The sequence below is a fragment of the Citrobacter sp. BDA59-3 genome (genome assembly GCF_015167655.1).
Classification (GTDB): Bacteria; Pseudomonadota; Gammaproteobacteria; order Enterobacterales; family Enterobacteriaceae; genus Phytobacter; species Phytobacter diazotrophicus.
Genome location: NZ_CP063427.1, coordinates 2,763,300 through 2,785,467, shown reverse-complemented (window position 1 = coordinate 2,785,467; position 22,168 = coordinate 2,763,300). Strand labels below are relative to the sequence as shown.

The following is a 22,168-nucleotide window of genomic DNA, read 5'->3' as shown; positions in this document are numbered from 1 at the left end:
GGGATGAGTGAGAGTGATTTTCTTGGTCGCGGCTGGCAATTTCCCCCTGCATTTTCCGGGGCTATCCGGCAAGTGTCGATGAACAGCGCGCAGGATAATATCAATCAGTCGATCGATTTGGTGCTGCGCACCGCGCGCGGCGAACGCTGCCTGCTGCCCTATTTCGGCAGTGAATTGCGTAGCTTTCTGTTCCGTCAGCCGGATGCGACCCTTAAAGACGAAATCATCCAGTCCGTGCGCCTCACGCTGCTTAATGACGAGCCGCGCATCACCGTTGAATCCATTGATGTCTCTTTTACGCCAGAGCCTGCCATGGTGGTGATCCATATCGGTTATCTGATAAGGCAAACCAACTCGCGGCATAACCATGTCTTCCCGTTCTCTCTGCTGGAAGGGACTAATCTGACCGTGGAGCAGCAGGGTGCGCATCAACGTTGACATCGACGCCCTGGCGGGCGACATCAACCGGCGACTGGATCCCGAGAGCATTGCCATTGATGGCCGTGATATGCGCGATCGTCTGGCATTTGTCGCCGCTATCGCGGATCTGATTGTCTTTTACGATGAGCACAACCAGGCGGCGGGAAACTGGCGCGCGCTGGTGTTAAAAGAGCCCGCGATTCTGCTGGCAGTGATCGGTAAAACGCCGTATCAACCCCTGCATTTTCGTTTTAACCAATTGCAGGAACGGCTAAAACAGTTTCAGGCGCTGCCTGCCGCCGCCACCCCGAATACCGAAGATAAACAGGCGGTTGCGCACCTGTTTTCTCTTCTGGACAGCATGTTCGGGCAGATCAATACCTGGCATCACTATTTGCCGCAGAGCGCCGTGACCTTTCCATTGCAGAAATTCGTTAGCGAGGAGGTCAACGCGACCCTCTCGCCGTGCCTGTGGCGGCGGGTGGATATGCAGATTTGGCTGGCGCAAGCCTGGCCTGATTGCACCTTGCCGGGCCTGGATCTCAGTGCGTTTGGCGATGCGTGGCAATTTCGCGGCGCGCAGTTTTCCTACCCACGTTCGCCGCAAGAGGTCATGAGTACGCTTGAAAGACTCTATCAGCAGGTCTTTTCGTTCTTCGTTCAGGTGATAACCCATGCCAACAAGGCTTTCGATGCATTAAGCGAAGAGCAGAACGGTTTCCCCGATACGGCGTTGATCATTGCCTTTAACCGGCTGCTGGAATTTTCCCGGACGGGCCTGAACACCTTTAGCGGCCGTCATCTCGACTTTTACTATCAGCAGCTTTTGCACCAGCAACAACGCACGGCGCAGCCGGATCATACGGTGATCTGTCTGACGCCGGTTGAGGGGATATCCCCGGTGATACTGCCTGCCGGTACGCCATTTCTGGCAGGCCAGGACCCGCAAAAACAGCCGATTATCTTTGCAAGTCAACAGCCGATAGAGATCAACACCGCCCGCCCCGGACCGGTAATCAGTTGCCGCTACGCAGAGGATGACAATGGCGACTGGCAGCAGTATGTGAACACGCTGGCTCCGTCGAATCAGGTCCGTCGGGACGCTGATAATACGGTCCTTGCCAGCGACTGGTTTGGGAACCGCGCGCCACAGACACAAACCCAGGGGTTCGCTTTTGCCAGCCCGATGTTATGGCTGGCGGGCGGGGCACGCGAAGTGACGCTGACCTTTACCTTTGCGCAGACGGTCGATCCCAAAGCCTGGCAGGGTGCGGCAATCGCCTTAAGCGGCGCACAACAGTGGCTGGATGCCACAGCCTGTGGCGTGTGGCAGCGGGGCGATAAACCGCAACAACTGGTGCTGACACTGAACCTGAACAGCGCCTTTCCACCGGTTTCGGCCTTCACTGCCGTGCCCCCCGTGGCGTTTGATATGACCGCCCCCTGGTGCCGGATTACCATGCCTGCGAAGGTCGATTTGCGCCAGCCGCCAAGGCTGCTCAGTCTGACCATAGCGGTCAACGTGACACAGAGCGAGGCGTTAAGCCTCAGTAACGACAACGGGCCGCTGGTGGCTGACAAAGTCATGCCTGTGTTTGGCCCTATCCCGGAGGTAGGGCATCACTGCTACCTCAACGCGCCGGAGTTGTTCGGCAAGCCCCTCACCACGCTGAGTCTGCAACTGTTCTGGGATAACCCGCCGCCCGACTTTGCCCGCTATTACGCCACCTGGAACCACTGGGCGGATGAAGACGACGAAGAGGCGAAAACCTGGAGTAACAGCGCGTTTCGCGTGACCTGGCAGGCGAACAGCGCCATGGGCTGGCAGATATTACCGGCGATGCTAACGATTGTGCCGCCTTCTGATGACGCGCCGCCACCGCCAGAATCGGCTGCTCGCCGTTCGTGGTGGCAGCGGATCTGGCAGCGGCTACACAGCACGCCACACACTTTTTCCCCGACAGAACCGCAGCTTCCGGGCGGACTGTTTGCCCAACAGGAGACGGGTAAAACCTGCCTCAATGCGCCTTCCAGTACCTGGACATTCCGCTTCCCGACGGCCCTGGCCTGGAGTATGGAGAGCGCATCAACCGGGCCGGGTATGCGGATGACCCTGATTGCGCCAGGGCCGGGGTTTGGTTTTAACCTCTACCCGCAACTGGTGGCGGATATCAGCCTTGAGAATGCCAAAGCGCTGATGTCGCTGTTTGGCAAAAGCGACACCACGCCGATGCCAAACCTGCCCTGGGTGCCAAAAGCCAATCGGGCGCTGGTCAGTTATCAGGCGAGCCAATATCTCGATTTCACCCGGCCGCTGGCTGCAAACAACGCATTCACGCTTATTCATCAGGGGACGCTAACGGACTACTGCTATTTTCGTAAGGCTGCCGGGGAAGAGGCTGAACAGATCTCGCTGGCGACGATGGCATTACAGCCTGGTGCGACTAACGCTGCCGGGCTGGCGCTTTTCCAGGGCGTTAATCAGGCAGCAGGTTCACTCTTTTTCTCTCTCGCACAGGTGGTGGTGCCGTGCCGTCTGAGTCTGTTTATTGAACTGACGCAAGAGGCCGACCCGGAGGGTGCGACGGCTGAGATCCAACTCTTTTACTGGAGTATTCACGGCTGGCAACCTCTCAGCGTAGTGAGTGATGAGACGGGTGGGCTACGCCGTTCCGGCATTATGGTGCTTGACCTGCCACAGGATATGGAGCTGGACTCTGCGGTGTTAAGCGCGACCGTGACGCCAGGGCAGCCGTGTGGCTGGCTGTTAATGACGCAAAATGTCGCGCAGCGGGTGCAGGTGGTGTACTGCAATACGCTGGCGGTGCGGGTACAACGCCAGCTTGACGTGACGTTGTCACCGGGAGAGCAACCAAAATTACCGGCAGGCAGTATTGTCGCGCCGCTTATCACTCAGCCCGCCATTGCCGGGGTCATTCAGCCGTTTGATGCTATCGGCGGCAGCCCGGCGGAAGACCCTGTTATGTTTCGCCAACGGGTTAGCCAGCGGCTCAGGACAAAAGATCGGCTGAGCAGTCAGTGGGATAGCCTGACCCTGACGCGTGAGGTGTATCCCAACGCGTTTTATACCCGGATGTTGCCGACGACCCGGCCTGGCGATCTGTGCGTCGGTGTGATCCCACGGTATGACAACGCTGGCGCTATCGGTGCGCTCCGCCCGGCGGTATCGCCGGATGGTTTGCAACTGATCCAGCAATACCTCTCCCGACGCTTATCGGCGATGGCGCAGGCGTCGGTCTGTAATTTGCAGTACGAACCCGTACAGGTGATAGCCACCCTGGTGATTGGTGCATGGGTCAATGCCAACGATTTGCTGCATGCCCTGAACCAGGGGATCACGCTGTTTCTTTCGCCGTGGATAGATGCGGCGCAGGTGCAATACTCCCTGTCGCTTGGGGTCAGCTATGCCACGGTGTTGAGCTTTTTAGCCAGCTTCGACGGGGTGGCCGCCGTACAGCGCCTGCAACTGTGCAAGCCAGATGCCGACAACGGCGAGGAAAACCCTGCCACAGACGGCCTGCTGGTCCCGTCCGACGCGCGGCGGGTTCTGGTGTCGGCCTTGACGCATCAACTGACGTTTATCCGCGCGAATAACGACGGGCCTGCGCGCGCCGCCAGCGCAACGTTGTCGATGCCGCAAAATACCTTATCGGAGGCCTGGTGATGAGCGAGATGATACCGGCTATCCCGCTGGCGCAGCAGGTGACGCAAAACAGCATTCAATCCGGCCCGCTGCCTGCGGATCAAAACATCACCTTTCTCAAACAGGAAGGCATTCGCTACCTCAAAGCGATGGCGGGTCAGACGTGGAGTAATTACAACGACAGCGATCCGGGTGTGACGATCCTTGAGCAGCTTTGCTATGCCCTGACCGAACTGGGCTATGTGAACAGCTTCCCCATTGAAGATGTGCTTACCGGCCCCGATCAACGTATTGCCTGGGCGCAGCAATTCTTTGCTGCCGAAGAGATTCTGACCACTGGCCCCATAACCGTTGAGGATTATCAGAGGCTGGTGCTGGATAACGTGTCGGAGGTCGATAACGTCTACCTGACGCCGCTGCTGCGCGGGCAGGCGCCGACCGGCTGGTATCAGGTGGCGGTAGATGTCGCGGACAAAGCGCTCCCGGCGCAAGACGACGCCGTAAACCGCCTGCTGGCGCGTATCGACAGGTTGCTTAACGGCCAGCGTAATCTCGGTGAAGGGTTCCTGGCGCCGACGCTACTGAAAGCGCAGGTCATTAATGTTACCGCCACGTTGTTTATGGCGCCGGATGCCGATGCGCAGCAGGTATATGCGCAAATCAACCAGGCGCTGGCGGGCTATGTGGCGCCATTGGCCCCGCGCTGCGGCTATGGGGAGCTGCGGGCGCAGGGGCTGGATGCCTCCGCTATTTTCAACGGGCCGGCAATGCATAACGGCTGGATCCAGGATGGCACTGTTGCGGCACAAAAACGCAGCGTTATCCGCCTGATGGATATTGTGGTCTGTATCAGCGGCGTTGAGGGTGTGCAGGGAGTGGCGGGGTGCCGGTTTAGCGATACGGAAAACGACGATCCCGACAGCATTCCGCTACAGGAAGGCTGTGTCGCGCGACTGCGTTTTACGCCGTCATCCACGCAAACAGAGGGGGCCACTGCGGGGGCGTCGGCGCAGCATGCGGCACTGAACGCGCTGGCACAACTGCAGGCCCGGCACCAGAACAGCAGCATTGATGCGAAAATTGATGTCGCGCCCCCGTTGCCGGGTGGGCGTTATCGCAACATCGCGGCCTATTACTCGGTTCAGAACACCTTTCCTAATATTTATGCCATTGGGCCGAACTCATTGCAGGCCGATACGCCGGACTACCGGGTAGCGCAGGCGCGGCAGCTCAAAGGGTACCTGATGCTTTTCGACCAGGTGATGGCCAACCAGTTCGCACAACTGGCCAATCTGGGCAATCTGTTTTCGTTTGGCTTCACCCGAACGCCCGTCACCGGGCCAGAGGATGTCGGGAGTTTACTGACCCGGCCAGATCCGCTACGCGGTATTCCCGACCAGCCTGCTATTCAAACCCTGTTTTGCCAGCCGTTGTATAACGTGCCCGATGTCCAGGCGCTGCTGCTGGGCGGCGAGCGTTTTCAGTATATCGCGCCGGATGACCCCTCCGATGCCCGCCTGCAAACACAACTGGCATGGCAACGTTTTCAGCGCGATCCCTTTAATGCGTATCACTATGGCCTGGTACAGGCGATGGAGAGTACAGAAAACGCGGAGCAGCGCCGTGATGAGATGCTCAGCCATCTTCTGGCGCGCCACGGTGAACCGGCTGATGTGTACAACGCCATTATCGATGCTCTGCAGTGGTCTGGCGGTAAGCTGAAAACCCGGATCGTGGTGAAAAGCACCTGGCTGCTGAATTTACAGGCGCTCTCTTCCCGCCGGGCGCAGGCGGGCGATAGCTGGCGCGCCACGCCCGTAACACCGCCTGGGCGCTATCACCTTTCACAGGAGGCGTATCGCCAGTGGAAGATGGCCTGTCCGCCGCCGATGGTGCCGTTAATTGATGCCTTATATCTGAAAAGTTTCGACAGCCCGCAAGCCATCACCGCCGCGTGCGCCAGAACCACCCTCCCGGCCAGAGGCAACGATGAAGTCCCTCTTACCCTGCAGGCGATACTCCAGTGGCGGCTACGGCTGAAAGAGGCGATTGTGCGCGAAGACGGCAATGTTCGCATTATCGAACGGGTGCTCAATGAAGACGGGGTGTGTCAACGTGACGGACAATGGGATCTGGCCAGGCTGGAGCGTCAGAGCCATTTACCGGAGCAGGCCTTTGCCGATTTCAGCACATTCGAACTGAAATGCGCCATTTTGTTGGGCCTGCCTGCACATTTGCGTCTGCTGGCCGCCACTCTGGTGCGCTTATTACAACAGCCGCTGTTTGTTGAGTGGCTGTCGGCAGGCCGCGCGTCACCGTTCCGGCAACCCGAACGAGATGACCCGATCACCGGTGATGTGTCGCTGGAAAAAAACGCCGCGGGTTTAGCGGTATCCATCGGCAGCCGGTGCGTATTGCAACTGCCGGATACACCGTCACTGACGGTCAGTGACCTGCAGCAGTATGTTGATCAACTGGCCTGGCTGGGGGGCGTACGCCAGGGCATGGTGCTGGTTGAACAGGGTTTACTGCAAACACACCCGTCTGCAATTCCGCCGGATGACAAGGCGCCGATGAGTGGACTATCCGCCACGTTGGTGCTGCCGGATTATGTGACGCTAACCCGTGATCCTGCCTTTTTGCAGAGTCTGGATATGCTGCGGCAGTTGCACTGGCCGGGGCATATCGCTCTGGACATTCGGCAGTGCAATCTTGGGCAAATGACGATGCTTATCAACGCCTGGTGTCAGTGGTACAACCTGCGTCTACCGGACGTGACACAATCCCCTCCAGCTTTTGCGCCACAGGCGACGACGGCGCTTCTCAATGCCCTGCATACCGGGGACAACGGGGGGGCAGATGACGGTGCCTGAGCATATGATCGCCCGCTGTGAATGGCAGACGCGCTTCGATCACCCCGCAAGCGGCGTCGCGTTGCAAAACGCAATCAGCCAGTGGAGCCAGCAGGTGATGCCCGCGATCCTGACGCGCTTTTTCGACCGCCACTGCCCGACCACCGAGCGCTGGCGCATTGCGTCGCTTGAGCTGGATTTGGGGACCATCGATCTTGATACCCTGGACGAGACGTTAGCGCAGCGGTTTGAAGCCGCGCTGGAGGAGGCGCTAAGTCGGGCGTTTCACCGCCAGGAGGTGCGTTTTCTTCCGTCATCGGTATTGCCGGGTCACATGGTGGCGGGCGAGATGACCGATTTGGACGCGTTGCGCTGGTTTTTACTGCACGGCACGTCGCCCTGGTGGCGCAGTGAGCGTCTCTCGTTGCTGCCACTGGTGGCGCAACTGTTACAAGGGGATGCGCAGCCTTTCACCCGGCTTATCCGCGACGTGGGACAGAGGGAGGTTGCGCGGCGGCGCATGGCCTGGCAATGGAGCGACAAACAGATCCGTCAGACCATCAGGCGGCTTGAGCCGTGGCATGCGGGGTTTATCTGCCACTATGCCGACAGGGTCATTGCCTGCCAGCAACAACAACGCATCGTACTACGCCAGGACAGCGGGTTTAGCGGACAGCTATGGTACTGGATCCTGACCCATCTGCTGGTTGAGCGTGGAAGCTTATTCAATACCCGCCAGTTTGTCCGCGCCACACTCTGGCAAATGGCGCAGCACTATCAACTGGATTTCCGCCAGCTTGTGGCAGGCCTGGCCCAGGCGGTTGAACGCTTGCAGATAAGCGGGCGTGTCGCACCGCTCTTTTTGCAGGTGCTGGCCGATTTACAACATGAAGAGACCCGCGAGCCCGCGCCTGCGATGACGCAGCCGAATGACGATGACCTGTGGTCTCAGTTCCAGCGGCTGTTGCACCATCGCGCGGATAACTGGCGGCATAATGGTGATGTGGTCCATCTGGCGGAACTGCTGGCGCAACTTGCTGCGAAAGACCGGGCGCGTACGGCGGGCATCCTGCGTGAGGAAGGGCGAGCGTCGCAGGTGCGTGATTACCTGTTACAGCGGTTAAGTACGCCGCAACTGGCGCAACTGGTCGCCGTGCTGGAGCCGCGCGATCACCGCTTTATTATGACGCACATTACGCGCACCCAGGCGCTGTTGCGCCAGCGCCATCAGCCGCGACGGCTTATCTGGGAGGTGTTGCTGGCGTGGTTACTGGTCAATTCCGGTAGCCATTTCAGTCGCCGTCAGTTCGTGCAGGAAACCCTGATGGCTATCAGCGCCCGTACTGGCATGGACTATGTTCTGTTGCTGACGATGCTAATGCAGGCCGCCGTGCCTCAACCGCATCCTGGCCATTTTGAACTGCTGGTCATTTTGCACGAGCTGGTCCAGCAGCAGCGTAAGCGACACCATGCGGGCAGTCATCGCTGGCAACCGCTACGTGATTATCTGCGTTACGGGCGTTTTACCTTGAGTGGACACCCCAGCCAGGATGCGACTTCCCGGACAGCGTTGATTGCGCTACGCGCATTGCTGCTGATGCCTTCACCGCCCGGTGCGCTGCTGGCGGTGATACGCCAGTCGCGTACCGGCAGCGTTGATGAACAGGTTCTGGCCCGTCGTCTGCTGGCCATTTTGACCGTGCAGGGTGAAGCCACGCTCTCTACGCTGCATCGGCTGATGCGGCTGCTGTCACCAGACTTAAGCGCTCCGGCGCTGGCACTGCTGGATACGCTGCGCCGCTGGAACCGACAGGGACGGTTGACGCAGTCCGGGGTAACGGTGGCGGATAACATCCTCGTCATCACGCTATTCCAGGCGCTGTTCGGGCATGCGGGTGGCACCCTGACGCCCGGACAGTGGCTGTCGCGAGTGTGGACGCTCCTCGCTCGCCAGACGGCGACCACGAGCACTGAGATGGTCCGCCGCTGGCAGCAAAACGCCCGGACCGATCGGAGCGAGGGGAAATTAGACGCTGCACTCTATCCGCTGGCGCCGTCAGAGGTTCAACCTCCGGCAATGGACGAGCGCCGGCGTGGCGCAACACAAGTTCACCTGCCGCGCCGCCAGGTGGCGGATATGCTGGCGGTGCCGGATGTCGCGCCTTCTCCTGAACGGGAACGGGCAGATCAACCCGACGAGCCAGACGAATACCAGGATGCGCTAACGCGCTGGTTGCTTTCCGGCGTGCTGCCCGCACAGGTGATGACGGCGTCAATGCCTGTCGACGCATGGTTGCATGGCTTAATACGGCATGACCTCAAAGGGTTTCGGCGGGTGGTTGCACCATGCTTTGACCAGCCAGCGGTACGCTACCGGTTGCTAAACCACCTCTCGCTGGCGCAGTTGTGTGAGATTTTTACTTCTGCGGGTCAACATGCGCCTGTCAGTGCCAGTGTGCTGCGCGAACTTTGTCTGCTTCTTCCGGCGCTGCCGTTGCCCTTTATCAGCCAGGCTGTCCGTCAGGCGTTGTTGCTGGCCGGTTTACTGGAAGGGTGGTTGACCCGCGCCGGGGAGGTAGATGCCTCCTGGCTTATTAACCAATTCTGCTGGCGGCTATTACGCCACGGGGATTGTACAGTGGCGCAGTTGCGCGGTGCGCTCAGCGCGCCCGGTCTGCCTGCCAGCCGCAGTCTGCGATATCACCTTGAATGTGCAAGCCGGACGCTACCTTTTGCGGCAGAAGAACAGACCGCGATCGCCAGCGAAACATTGGATGTGCCGGGCGTTTCATCACCGCAACCCAGGCCAGGTCCTGGGCCGATGATTATCAATAACGCGGGCATCGTGCTGCTGCAAAGCTATATCAAGCCGCTTTTTGAGCGCCTGAAACTCATTCATCACGATCAGTTTGTCAACGCCAGCTCACAACGGGCGGCTACGCACTACCTGCAATACCTCATTTGCGGGCAATCCGACAGCGAAGAGCATCACCTGATGCTGAACAAAGTGTTGTGTGGACTGCCACTCGCCCAGCCGCTGGAAAGCGGTATCGAGATCAACAGCAACGAGACAGAGATCGTCCACAGCCTGATTCAGGCGGTGGCGCAGTACTGGCCCGCTATTGGCACAACATCCGTGGCGGGATTTCAGGGTAACTGGCTGGTCAGGGGCGGCACCCTGACAGAAAAAAGTGAGCACTGGGATCTGGTGGTAGAGCGACGCGCTTACGACATTCTCATCCGTCGTTCGTCGTTGTCATACACCATTGTGCGATTGCCGTGGATGGGCAAACCGATTTATGTCACCTGGCCGATTTGAGCGGCGCTGTGACGGGGTAAGCCGTGGAACGTTAATCAACGAACGAAGGGGAAGGTGAAACGATGAACTCGTACCGGGAAAACGTGCAGAGCGCCGCTGGAAATACCCTTGCGGGCCTGTACGCGCAGCAGCAGCAACTGCAATCGCAGAACTGCAGCGCGCAATACAGTTTGTACTATGCACAGGGCGCACAGCTCAACGCCTATGAGGGTCTGACGGAGGTAAAACAACAACTGCTGGCCAGCCGTTTGATAAGCGAGCAGGGGGTGGCGTGCGATAACCTGGCGACCAATCTGGACGCGTCGGCAAAGCTGGTGCAACAGGCCACCGCGACCACCGTCACCAATAGCGCCTCCACGGCGGCGGGCATTCAGGCAGCGGCGAAGGCGATTTCGACGCTGGCGGCGGAACTGGGCAGTGCGTTAAACATTGCCGCAGCCGCCTGTTACGGCACGGATATCTACCGAAAGACGCTCGAAGCCAATAGCTTTATCCGCACGACCGCCAATCATGCGGAGTACATCACCCGGCTGGCGATGGACGCCGCCGCGGCAAGCTCCGAAGTGATTGCCACCGATCTGGTGAATCAATCCGCGCTGGCCCGTGCGGCACTGAAAACGGTGCAGGGGGCGGCCAACGCTCAGTTTAGCGCACTTTCCCAGCAGGTCGTTGCCGGGCAAACCACGCTTGCATCGGCCAGCAATGCTGAGAAGCTGGCTGAAGGGGTACTGGAGGATACCGGGCGCGAAATGCGCGCTATTAACAGCGCGGTAGAGGACTGCAATCGGGCGCTTAACTTCAATCTCATCGCCAGCGTCACCGGCACATTTGACGGCATTGCCGTGAGTCTGGATCCGTATCAGCAACCTTTTACCACCTGGCCGGAAGGCGCGGGGATCCATCTGGCAAGCGACATCACTATTCCTGCCGCGAATCCTGAACATTATGTCTTTATCGCGAAAGCGGAAAATGCCGGGAGCGTGAAACTCGAACAGATAGAGGCGCTGTTTAATACCGAGCAGACGAAATATTTCCATGCGGTGACCGCAGATGACGGCTGGCAGGTAGTGCTGCCGGTGAGCGCATCAGGGTCAGCGGTCGCGGATATTGACGGTGATTTATTGGCCGCAGGCGTCAGTTACGTGGCTGGCGTATATGTCGTGCTGAGCCTGCCTTATCAGAAATATATCAATTCATTCAATAATATCCTCTCCTGTGTTTCGCTCCCCGTCACCCTGCAGGCCCCGCTTGGCCAGGCAAAAGGCATTGCCTTTAGCCCGGACAAAAAATCGGTGCTGTTTACGCTACCGCCGCTGAGTGAAGACATCACCCAACAGGAGTTTCGCGTCATGTTATTGCACTCAGGACAGCCGTTGACCGGAGGTTTTATGACGAGTGAGGACACCGATGCACAAAGTGGCGATGCGGCGATCGGTTTTTACTTCAATAAAGCGATTGCCGAACAGGTGCCGGGCGCCAATTACCGTGTGGCGCATTGCAGCAGTACGCAACTGGTTGCGGGAGGACTCGAGCGCAGTATGAAAGCGGTTATCCCGGACGACATGACCGACAACTTTGGCGCGCTGTTGGCACCCGGTATCGAATACCTGCCGGTGGTGCTGGCGGTGCCGTCAGCCATCAACATCAACGCGAATGCATGGAGTAGCACATTGGCGTTCGGCGCGAAGGCGGAAACGCTGATTCCGCTGGCGGGCAGTCGTGAGGATGCGCCCGTTGTCGCGAAAGCGGCCGCCGCGGCCCCCAGCGCCAGTGGCGATAACAACGAACACCCCACCGAAAGTTAACCCGTAAGGAGCGCAGAGGATGAAAAGCATGAAAAATGGCATTGCCGAACAGAAGAATGCCGAGATTGACGCGCTGACAAGTCAGGTGAATAAAGCGCAATTTCGGGTTAATCAACTGACGACTGTGGTGACGTCTCTGACGGCGAAACAGGCCAATTTCGCTGCACTGTTGACCGATGCCGACAGTAAAAAAGACGCGGCGCTGGCGAACCTGAATCAGGCTAAAACCCTGGTGGCTAACGTCGAGACGCTGCAGCGTTACTCCATTCTGGTCAGCCAGCAGACGGACAAGAGTCTGAGAAACGTCAGGGAGACGAGCAACCACATGGCGGAACTGATCGAACAGTTGATCTTTTCCGCAGACGTGGTGGAGAAACTCTCGGGATTTGTTAATCGCCAGAAAGCGGCGAACAACGTGATTCCCGATGCGCTGGTCGCCGTATTAAACCAGGCCACAAGCGATGCCAATAACGCCGTCGCATTAACCCTGACGGCGCTACAAAGCAGCTATGCCAGCGCAGCCTCGGTGGATCAGGCAGGCAGCGTGTCGGCACTGGAAGCCAGACAGGCGCAGCAGTGGCTGACCCTGTTGACGGGAACCTCTTCGGATGTTCAGGAGAGCCTCGCGCACAAACGGGTGAATGCGGTCATAAAAAGTGTTGAGAAGGTGCTCAAAGCGCTGGGTAAAGCACAGCGGGAGAACCAAAACCTGATGTCCCTGCAAAATGAGAAGACCCAGAAATATGAAGCGCAACTGGGGCAGCTCAACAGGCCTGTCACCTTTGAAGCGTCCGCCAGCGCTGTGTCTGCGGATAATGCGTCAGGTGACAGTGTCACCTCAAATGACACGGAGAGTGTTTCAGCGCAGAGCAGGAACGAAGAACTGTCCGAGCGTGTACTGAGTCTGCAACAGGAGGCTATCCAGGCCCGGCTGGCGATGGATACCGCACGTCAGGAGTATCGCGACTCCAGCGAAACGCTGAACAATCTGACCCGCCAGGCGGATTTCTATATCGCCCAACTCAATATTGTCATTCGCAGCCAGCAGGACAACGCGCTCTATACCCTGATTCAACGCGGTTATCAGCGCGCCGTTGAACGTTATCAGTCGGCCCTGGCGGCCAGCAATATGGCAAATACCCAACTGGAGTCTGCAAAATCCGAGCTGGCCCGTGCCACGGCGTCACTCAATTCGTTAAATGCCGGGCTGGGGGCGGCAAAAGCGGCAGCCTTTGCCGCGTAACGATTCGGCAGGGGTCGCGTTTATCTGCCGGGCCGGTCTTAGGATCGCGCCCCGGCCGTGACGCGGCGTCAACGGGCCAGACGACAGATTAACGAGGTACAGAGAACATGACGTCAACCAGGCATCGCGTGATTGCCCCGGAGCACAATATTGCCGCGCTTTATCGTGAAACGGGCTGGCTAGCACAAGTCATTGAACAGGTCATTCGCTGTTATCTGCGCCAGCCGGGGCATGAAAACCACTGGCTGGAAATAGCCCCTCCGGCGCTTGAACGGCACAGCAGCGTCTACGCTGATTTAGTGCTGCACTGGGAGCTTAATGTTTTCGAGCGGCTGGCGCTGGCGCTGACACTGGCACCCGCTATTCGCCCCGACGCGCTGGACCGGCTGTTTGGGCTTAATCAGCATACCGATCGCGGGTTCAGTGAATTTGGCGGGGTGACGGATAAAGCGTTCAGCGGGTTTGTGCCTACCGGGCAGACGCTCAACTTTTTGTTAGCGGGAAACGACCCGGCCTGGCGGCTTGAGACCATGCATATTCTCTCGCCCCGACACCGTTTTATGGCTGAGCAGGTCACGACACTGATGCCTGCCGACCCGGCGTTACCCGCGTGGGCCGGGGTCTATCGCCTGAATGAACCGTGGCTGACATTTCTTATCACCGGCCAGCATCCGCGCCCGGAGATGAGTATGGACTTTCCCGCTCACCCTCTGGAGACGCCGCTACAGTGGAATGAGCTGGTGTTAGATGATCGTGTGATGGCGAAAGTCGACGAGATCCGCGCCTGGCTTACCTACGGCGATACCCTGATGCAAGACTGGCAACTGGATCGGAAAGTGAAACCGGGCTATCGCGCGCTCTTTTATGGCCCACCAGGGACCGGGAAAACGCTCACTGCCGCATTGCTGGCAAAGGTGAGTGAACGCGAGGTCTACCGGGTGGATTTGGCGATGGTGGTCTCAAAGTACATTGGCGAAACGGAGAAAAACCTCTCCCGTGTCTTTGACGCCGCGAGCCATAAAAACTGGATCCTCTTTTTTGATGAGGCAGACGCTCTGTTCGGCAAGCGTACCGCCACGCAATCCTCAAACGACCGCCATGCCAACCAGCTAACAGGTTATCTGTTGCAGCGCATCGAAGATTTCCCCGGCACGGTGATTCTGGCCACCAACCTTAAAGCCAATATGGATGAGGCCTTTACCCGTCGCTTCCAGAACATGGTCGAGTTTACCTTACCCGGCCCTGATGAACGTTTACTGCTCTGGCAGCAGGCGTTTGAGGATGTGTGTGAATTAGGCGACGACATTGATTTGGTGCAAATTGCCGATGATTTTGAACTCTCCGGGGGGCAAATCATCAACGTTTTACGCCAGTGCGCGCTACAGGCCATCAGCCATGACCAGCGTGTGGTGTACCGCGATGAATTGATCGGCGGTATTCGTCAGGAGTTTCACAAAGAGAACAAAACGATGCGTTTTTCGTCTTCTGGCGCATCGCCGTTTTCGCCGCCGCAAGAGCCCTAAACCATGGCAAAGTACACGCAACGTCGCGCAGAAGCCTCGGGAAAGCCGCACCAGCAGGCGGCGCAACATCCGGTGCGCCCCGCGTTACAGGATAATCGTTCATCGGCAAAAACGGGCATCCCCGGCAAATTGAAAACCGGCATGGAGGGGGTATCCGGCATGTCGCTGGACCATGTAAGGGTGCATTACAACTCGGACAAACCCGAGCAGTATGGCGCCCACGCCTATGCGCAGGGGAGCGATGTTCACCTGGCGCCTGGTCAGGAACACCATCTACCCCATGAACTGGGGCATGTTGTGCAGCAGGCGCAAGGAAGGGTGAGTGCGACACGCCAGATGAAGGGCGCGGCGCTAAATGACGATCCAGGGCTGGAGGCCGAGGCAACACAACTGGGTAAACAGGCACAGGCCTCCGGCAGCGTCCGTCATCTCGCTGACAACCGGACGCCTGCGGGCTCCGGCACGATACAGCGTTATGCGTGGCAGGGCGAGAACGCAGTGATGCAGCGCAGTGTGGTGTCCGATTTTACGTGGTCGCTTCTGAATTCACAGTTCAAAACGCTTGGGCTGAATGGTCTGTTGACGCTTGCCGATACGGGAACACTCTATCTATTGACCCGTCTTGAAACCTTTACCCAAATTGTGGGTAAAGTGACGACGTTCGCCAATGCGTTGACTATCGCTATTAATATCTGGGATGCCATTCCCGCGCCCGTCAAAACCGGGATTTTGTTTCTCACCGGGAAAGTGGCGACCTATTTACCGAACGAGACAATAGTGAATTACAGCCACACGCTACTGGTCGCCGCCGATGGCGACGGAGCCGTGGGGCGGTTGCGTACGGTACTGGACTATCTGCAAATGATTATTCAGGCAGTTAAAAACCCGGTCACCAGCGTTTTTAACTTAGGGAAACATATTTATTCCACGTGGTGGGGAGGCGAAAAGACAGAATCCACCCACGAAGACAAAAAAGCCACCACCCCAGAGGAGCGCAAGAAAGATCTCGCCAGTATCGATTTGCATATCATCTGGCTGAAAGTAGGCTCGATTGGCCTGAAAAACACCCAGAAAAAAGATGAGGATAAAGACGAACAAAAAGGCGGTTTGCATGCCACCTTCGCGCTGGGATATCGCCTGTTTGATTACCAGGGCAGCTATGGTGAGGACGGTAAGCTGACATTAATTCTGCCCTGGGAAGGCGGCGCGATTTTACAAGCCAGAGAACCGATTTCACTGGTTAATAAAATTGTATTTGGCGGTGATTTTTTTGTTGTACGTCAATTGCATATGACGTCGCTGAGCGTCAGTAATGAGGGTCTGGATGAACTGGCCTTTTCGTTGCAGGAATTTTCTCTTGGTAACGGTACCGTTTCCGCAACGAACGTTACGGCGGAATATAAAAAAGCACAGGGGGCGATTTTCGAGGCGCAAAAAGCCGGGCTTAAGATTTATGACTGGGAAGCGGATGCGCATCTTACACTGAATCTGGCCGCCGATGGGACGTTTGAACAGGGGAGTATGACAAATTTTAAAGAGAGCGCAGGCCTGGTCACAATAGAAAAGGCGCAGTTGAGTAACAACGATGGTTTTATGCTGGAGAAAGCCCAGCTCAATCTCGAAAAACTGACCCAACTGGATATTAAAGCAACAATCGCGCAGTTGCAGATCAAGGAAGGATTGGTAAAAGGCAGCGGAGATATTACGGGGCAAAATATTCGTCTGCTGGGTGAAAAGATCATACTTGAACACATAAAAGGCGAAGCCACAGCAGAGCCCGGTCATTGGTCTGCTAGTGTTGATGCGACGTTAAAAATGCTCTTCTCTGAGGTTAATGCACAGGGAAGCGCGAAAATAAGTTATGACAGCAAAGAGAAAATAACGCATATCGAAATTTATGATGGGCAGATTACGGCCAATTATGACGCGTTTAGCTTTGCCGCGACTGATTTAGGTTATAACCATGATCAGAAACGTTTTTCAATGAAATCAGCAAAACTGCTTATTAAATCCATTGGTGTTGAAGGCAGCGTCAGCAATGTCACCATTGACGAAAATGGAATTAGCTTTGCCACCGCTATTGTGAAAGGACCGGATAAGATCACTTTATTCGACGGGTTTACGCTGGATCAATTGCAACTGTTGATTAAGCAAAACGGTGAATCCATGACGCTTTCCAGTAATGCAACGCTCGAGCGGGCAAAAGTCAAAGGGAAGGCGAAACAGTTAGAAATTGGTTTTGATGCTGACGGATTTAAAGGATCGCTCGCATCGGCTGATGTCACAACGTCGCTATTTGGTCTGGATATTCAGAATGGGCAGGTCGATAAAGACGGGTTTTCCGTGGAGAGCGCAACACTTAAGCTACTACCCGCCAGCGAGAACAGTAATGGCAAGGAAATGACCGATTTTGTTCCCGATTTTAATAGTGGATTGATGGATTTTCTTCCCTTCGGCTCCGTGGCTTTCAAAGTGGAAGGGGTTAACCTGAATAAAACAGGCTTAACCATCAGATCATTCAAACCGAAGCTGGATGAGATAAGGTTTTCCGCATTTGGGGCTAGCGCCCGGCTAAATCTTGAACAGATGTTTGGTGAGATTGGCTATAAAAAATCACTTTCGCTACAGGAGCTCGCGGTCGGTTTGCCGCTGCATGTTTCCATGATATTCCCCGTATTCCCTGGCCTTGAGGTTTATGGCTCCCTGGGCGCAGATGCGAATCTGGACATTGATATTCTGCTTAATGCCAAAGGTCAAGAGGGGGTCTGGTCGGTAGGCGATCATGCGAAATTTAGCGGCGCTATTTTGCTGCGCGCCGAGCTGGGGGCGAATATCGGCTCACAGGTTATCGCCGCGCTGAGTGCCGGTTTCTTTGCACAAGGGAAGGCCATGTTACACAGTAATGCGGGTCTGCAGGGAGCCGCGAAATTTAATCGCAAAAAACGGACATTCGATGCCATTAAACCGTTAATTATTGACTACAGTTTTAAGCCGGAAGCCGTTGCCTCTATCGGCGTGGTTATTAAAGCCAAAGCACTTTATTTCATTAACAAAACCCTGTTTGAATATACGGCTGCCGAGTGGCGGATGGGGAATTACGAGTTGACAGGTAAAATTGGCGACAATAACGATAAGATGGTCCCCGAGACGCCGGAACATCTGGGTATAGAAGGCAATAAACTCAATTCGCCAGACTATCGTGAAATCAAAGGCGAAGAGGAGCAATCCTTATTAAAAAGCAACCGCACAATAGGCGGTAGCGGCGATATCCGCAAAGCAATGCTCAATCGTGAAAGAGAAGAGGTGGAGCTGCTATTAAAAGCATTAAAGCAGGAGAGTGTTGTTGCCGCCAAAAAGCGCGAAGCCATCAAAGAAAAATATATCAAGTTAATGAGCCGGAAAGTTATCTATTTCAATACCATTCACGAAGGTATGAACAGTACAGATGTCAATCAGCGGCTGTTGGAATTTAATGAAAAATTTGGTCTTGAATTATTAAAAGAGCAATATGAAGCCCTGGTATATAAAGAAGAACAATTAACAAAAGATATTCAAATTAATATCGGTAAAATGGAAAAACTGGCAAAGATAAATCCCGCTATCCTGGAAGAGAATGGACTGGCATTGCCACTGGCCAAAGTGGATGAAAGTAAAAATCAGGCCCAAAGACTGCATTTTCCTGATACACAGGCTCTTGAACAATCACTTGAGATGGCCAGTGAGACGCTGGAGAAGGCAATTGCGCAAGACAATATCGTGATGGCGGGTCTTGCAGGGGTAATGAGCCCTGCTGACTTTATATCCTATTCAACCACCAGTGGATTATTTGGTAAGACCGTCCGTAAAAATATCCAAAGTGTCGATAACGCGCTTGCAGCCTTCCATAACGATAAATCCGAAGCGAACCTGAAATTACTGGCGCAGGCTATCAAAATCTATCTGACAATCAGCCCGGAAAGTGGCAGGGGGCCGGTGGTGAAAGTATTACAAGAACAGGTACGAGCGGCGCTTAAGACGTTCCATTGACATCATAAACGGGCAGACCGACGCGCAGGCCTGCCCGTAGAAAACGCTACACCAGGCCGGTGGACTTGAGGACCGCGTGCAGGTGCTCTTTGTCTTCGCCTGCCAGTGGGCGCAGAGGAAAAGGCAGACAGGAAGGGCCGACCACGCCCATGATTTCCGCCGCCGCCGCCATCACTCGCAGGCTGCGGTGAATACGAAACAGTTGCCACAGCGGTTCTAGCTGGTCGGACAGTTCGCCTGCAAGCCGATGATTCCCCGCCCGCGCGGCGCGGGTGAGGGCCAGGCTTACCTGTGGGAAAAGCCCGCCAATCACCGAATACCAGACATCGCACCCAGCCGCAAAGCCGGTTGCTGCCTGCCAGTCGCCGCTGATCCCAATGGTGACGGACGCAGGAATGCGTGCGCGTAAATCGTCAAGGCGCTCTTTGCCTTTCGTGGGATCGGTTGAGACCGCAGAAAGCTTGATTGAAGAGACGGCGGAAAGCGAGGCAATCTCAACGAGTAAGTCATCCGTAAAGGCAAAACCGGTGGTCGCCGGGTTATCGTAGAGACACAGCGGCACGGAAAGGTGGCGGGTGACGGTTTCGTAGAGTGTATAAACCTCTTCCGCATTAAGCTGTTGATAGGAGACCGGGGCCATCATAACGGCTTTCACCCCGGCGCGCTGTGCGTCTTCGGCAATGGCCAGCACATCGTCCAGGCGGATCGCGCCGATGCTCACCAGCACCGGAATCCCTTCGGCGTGCTGGACGGCCAGCTCTGCTACGCGGCGACGCTCATCGCGCGTGAGGTAGGCATAGCTGCCTGTCGAGCCCACTGCGCCGATGGAGTCCACGCCCGCTGCGACAAGGTTAGTAATCAGATGAACAAACGCGGCTTCATCCACGTTGTTGTTGGTAATAGGGGTGAGTGGAAAGGCACTCAGACCTCTTAGCATACTGCTCCTCCTGCCGTGAAAAAGGCACTTATATCGGGGCATAAGTGCTCAGATAAACCGGTTAACGTGCAAACCTGCGTGATCCTGCCACGCAAACAATGACCCCCATAGTGACCAGGATCATCATGACGCTGACGGACTCTTGTAAAAACGTCGCTGCCAGCGCCAGTGCAAAAAAGGGTTGCAGGAGCTGTAGCTGCCCGACAGCGGCGATGCCCCCTTGCGCCAGCCCTTTATACCAGAACACGAAACCAATCAGCATGCTGAACAATGAGACATAACCCAATGAAAACCATGCGGGTTCGCTGATCCCTGAAAAGCTGGCCGGGCGGGTTAACACGGCAACGGTTAACATTAACGGTAGCGCAATGATGAGCGCCCAACTGATCACCTGCCAGCCGCCGAGTACTCGCGTTAAGCGGGCACCTTCAGCATAGCCCAGGCCGCAGACAACGACCGCCGCCAGCATCAGTAAATCGCCCACCGCCGAAACGGTAATGTCCTGACTTAAGGCAAACCCGGTCACCAGTAAACTGCCCAGACCTGAAAAAATCCAGAAGGCCGGACGTGGCCTTTCACCGCCGCGCAGGACGCCGAAAATGGCGGTAGCGAGCGGCAGCAGTCCGAGAAATACGATGGAGTGCGCCGAGGTTACATGTTGCAGGGCAAAGGCGGTAAGCAGAGGAAAGCCAACCACCACACCAAGTGCGACCACCATCAGCGAGAGAACCTGGGCGCCGTTCGGGCGTTTTCCCCGCAGGGTGATGACCAGAAATAAGGCCAGCAGACCGGCGATAGAGGCGCGGGCGACGGTGAGAAACAGGGGATCGAAATCCAGCACCGCGGCGCGGGTGGCCGGAAGCGAACCGCTAAAAATGATCATACCGATAAAGCCATTTATCCAGCCGCTCAGGGGCGGGTTGTCTTGCTTCTCTTGCACAGTGCACCTCAATGTAGCGTTATTGTTATCTGAACTTGTTTGACAGCACTGAGCATACGGCCGAGAATTCATGACAATCAAATTATTGTCATGGATACAATCGTGAAAGCACGCTACAAAAGCCTCGTTGACGAGTTTGCCAGGGCCATCAAATCCGGTGAACTGATAGCCGGAACACGGTTACCGACCCACCGCGTTTTGTCGGCGCAGCACCATATTTCGCTGGTCACGGCGACCCGTGTCTATGCGGAACTGGAGGCCATGGGGCTGGTCAGCGGTGAGACGGGGCGCGGGACGTTTGTCAGAGAGATTATGTTGCCGCGCGGGCAGGGTATCGATCGTCATGCGATCGCCTCCGATGTGATTGATCTGAGCTTTAACTACCCGGCGCTGCCCGAACAGGCGGAGTTACTGAGAACCGCGCTGCGCCAGCTTTCGGTCAGCGGTGATATTGAATCGCTGCTGCGCTATCAGCCGCACGGGGGGAAAACCAGCGAACGTAGCGTGTTTGCTGATTACCTGGCGCAGTTCGGGGTAAAGACGGCCCCTGAGAATCTGATGATTGTCAACGGGACGCAGCACGGGCTGGCGGTCGCGGTGATGGGGTTGCTCAAACCCGGTGATGTGGTCGCGGTTGACGCGCTGACCTACCCCGGCTTTAAGGTGCTGGCCGAACAGTTTCATCTGGAACTGGTGGCGGTACCGGCCTGCGGGGAGGCGATGGATCCGGAGGCATTGCGTAAGCTGTGCAAAAAGCGTCGGGTGAAAGCCATTTACACTATGCCCACGCTGCATAATCCTCTGGGGTGGGTAGCAAATGATGCGTTTCGCCGCGAAATGGCCGCTATCGCCTGCGAACACGACCTGCTGATTATCGAAGATGCTACCTATGTCTGGCTGGTGGATAACCCGCCGCTGCCCATCCACCACTACGCGCCTGAAAGAACCCTCTATCTGGCCGGTTTTTCGAAAAATGTGGCCTCCGGGCTGCGCGTGGGGATGGTGGTCGCGCCCGCGGATAAAAAGCAGGGTATTGAACGTGCCATAAGGGCAACCACATGGAATACGCCCGCCCTGATGACGGCGATTGTCTGCGGTTGGGTGCTCGATGGCACAGTGGCGCGGCTGGAGCAGTTAAAAAGGGAGGATGCCCGCTACCGGCAGGCCGTGGCGCGCGAGTATCTGGCGCCGCTGCACTGCGTAAGCCATCCATCTTCTTATTTTGTCTGGCTGCCGTTACAGGAAGAGGTGCGCGCGGATCGTGTGGTCAGCGCGTTACTTAAAGAGAACATTTCACTGACCACCGCCGAACCGTTCAGTACTTCCATTCACACACCGCACGCGCTGCGCATGGCTATTGGCTCGGTGGATATCGATACCCTGAAAAGTGCTGCCCGCAAAGTCAGTGAAACCATTGAGTATTTCAACGCCCAATAGCC

At 56.5% G+C, this 22,168-nt stretch carries 11 protein-coding genes; 9 read left to right on the top strand and 2 right to left on the bottom strand.

The annotated features are described in order from the left end of the window. The first annotated feature begins 3 nt into the window (after positions 1-3). The 8 genes from IP582_RS13005 (at position 4) to IP582_RS12970 (ending at position 18,852) form a co-directional block, all read left to right on the top strand. Complete coding sequence (locus IP582_RS13005; RefSeq protein ID WP_079497384.1) at positions 4-438, top strand: GPW/gp25 family protein; 435 nt, start codon at positions 4-6, stop codon at positions 436-438. Continuing rightward, positions 422-4,105, top strand: a complete 3,684-nt coding sequence (locus IP582_RS13000; RefSeq protein ID WP_193793412.1) for a hypothetical protein — start codon at positions 422-424, stop codon at positions 4,103-4,105. The genes IP582_RS13005 and IP582_RS13000 overlap by 17 nt, the downstream gene beginning before the upstream one ends. Continuing rightward, positions 4,105-6,957: a hypothetical protein gene (locus IP582_RS12995; protein ID WP_193793411.1), complete on the top strand. Its 2,853-nt coding sequence runs from the start codon at positions 4,105-4,107 to the stop codon at positions 6,955-6,957. The genes IP582_RS13000 and IP582_RS12995 overlap by 1 nt, the downstream gene beginning before the upstream one ends. Next, the gene (locus IP582_RS12990) at positions 6,944-10,255 is read left to right on the top strand and encodes a contractile injection system tape measure protein (protein WP_193793410.1); all 3,312 of its coding nucleotides are present in this window, start codon (positions 6,944-6,946) and stop codon (positions 10,253-10,255) included. Before IP582_RS12995 ends, IP582_RS12990 begins: the two co-directional genes overlap by 14 nt. Positions 10,256-10,317: 62 nt before the next feature. After that, a complete protein-coding gene (locus IP582_RS12985; protein ID WP_193793409.1) occupies positions 10,318-12,060 on the top strand; it encodes a hypothetical protein in 1,743 nt (580 codons plus the stop codon). A gap of 19 nt (positions 12,061-12,079) precedes the next feature. Beyond that, a complete protein-coding gene (locus tag IP582_RS12980) occupies positions 12,080-13,303 on the top strand; it encodes a hypothetical protein (RefSeq protein ID WP_193793408.1) in 1,224 nt (407 codons plus the stop codon). A gap of 107 nt (positions 13,304-13,410) precedes the next feature. Next, entirely contained in the window at positions 13,411-14,826 is a 1,416-nt protein-coding gene (locus IP582_RS12975) for an ATP-binding protein (protein WP_193793407.1), read from the top strand. Between the two features lie 3 nt (positions 14,827-14,829). Then, positions 14,830-18,852: a DUF4157 domain-containing protein gene (locus IP582_RS12970; protein WP_193793406.1), complete on the top strand. Its 4,023-nt coding sequence runs from the start codon at positions 14,830-14,832 to the stop codon at positions 18,850-18,852. Positions 18,853-18,898: 46 nt separating this feature from the next. Here IP582_RS12970 and IP582_RS12965 read toward each other — a convergent pair whose 3' ends face one another. Both IP582_RS12965 and IP582_RS12960 read right to left on the bottom strand, forming a co-directional pair. Then, on the bottom strand, positions 18,899-19,789 hold the full coding sequence (locus IP582_RS12965) for a dihydrodipicolinate synthase family protein (protein ID WP_193793405.1): 891 nt from the start codon (positions 19,787-19,789) through the stop codon (positions 18,899-18,901). A 61-nt stretch (positions 19,790-19,850) separates the two neighbouring features. After that, positions 19,851-20,672, bottom strand: a complete 822-nt coding sequence (locus IP582_RS12960; RefSeq protein ID WP_255520050.1) for a DMT family transporter — start codon at positions 20,670-20,672, stop codon at positions 19,851-19,853. Positions 20,673-20,831: 159 nt separating this feature from the next. On the opposite strand from IP582_RS12960, the gene IP582_RS12955 reads away from it, so the two are divergent. After that, on the top strand, positions 20,832-22,166 hold the full coding sequence (locus tag IP582_RS12955) for a PLP-dependent aminotransferase family protein (RefSeq protein WP_193793403.1): 1,335 nt from the start codon (positions 20,832-20,834) through the stop codon (positions 22,164-22,166). The last annotated feature ends 2 nt before the right edge of the window (positions 22,167-22,168 follow it).

What these genes read in the sequence shown, in the direction of transcription:
- IP582_RS13005 (WP_079497384.1), top strand. Translation starts at nt 4, where the DNA reads ATGAGTGAGAGTGATTTTCTTGGTCGCGGCTGGCAATTTCCCCCTGCA.
- IP582_RS12995 (WP_193793411.1), top strand. Translation starts at nt 4,105, where the DNA reads ATGAGCGAGATGATACCGGCTATCCCGCTGGCGCAGCAGGTGACGCAA.
- IP582_RS12990 (WP_193793410.1), top strand. Translation starts at nt 6,944, where the DNA reads ATGACGGTGCCTGAGCATATGATCGCCCGCTGTGAATGGCAGACGCGC.
- IP582_RS12985 (WP_193793409.1), top strand. Translation starts at nt 10,318, where the DNA reads ATGAACTCGTACCGGGAAAACGTGCAGAGCGCCGCTGGAAATACCCTT.
- IP582_RS12980 (WP_193793408.1), top strand. Translation starts at nt 12,080, where the DNA reads ATGAAAAGCATGAAAAATGGCATTGCCGAACAGAAGAATGCCGAGATT.
- IP582_RS12975 (WP_193793407.1), top strand. Translation starts at nt 13,411, where the DNA reads ATGACGTCAACCAGGCATCGCGTGATTGCCCCGGAGCACAATATTGCC.
- IP582_RS12970 (WP_193793406.1), top strand. Translation starts at nt 14,830, where the DNA reads ATGGCAAAGTACACGCAACGTCGCGCAGAAGCCTCGGGAAAGCCGCAC.
- IP582_RS12965 (WP_193793405.1), bottom strand. Translation starts at nt 19,789, where the DNA reads ATGCTAAGAGGTCTGAGTGCCTTTCCACTCACCCCTATTACCAACAAC.
- IP582_RS12960 (WP_255520050.1), bottom strand. Translation starts at nt 20,672, where the DNA reads ATGATCATTTTTAGCGGTTCGCTTCCGGCCACCCGCGCCGCGGTGCTG.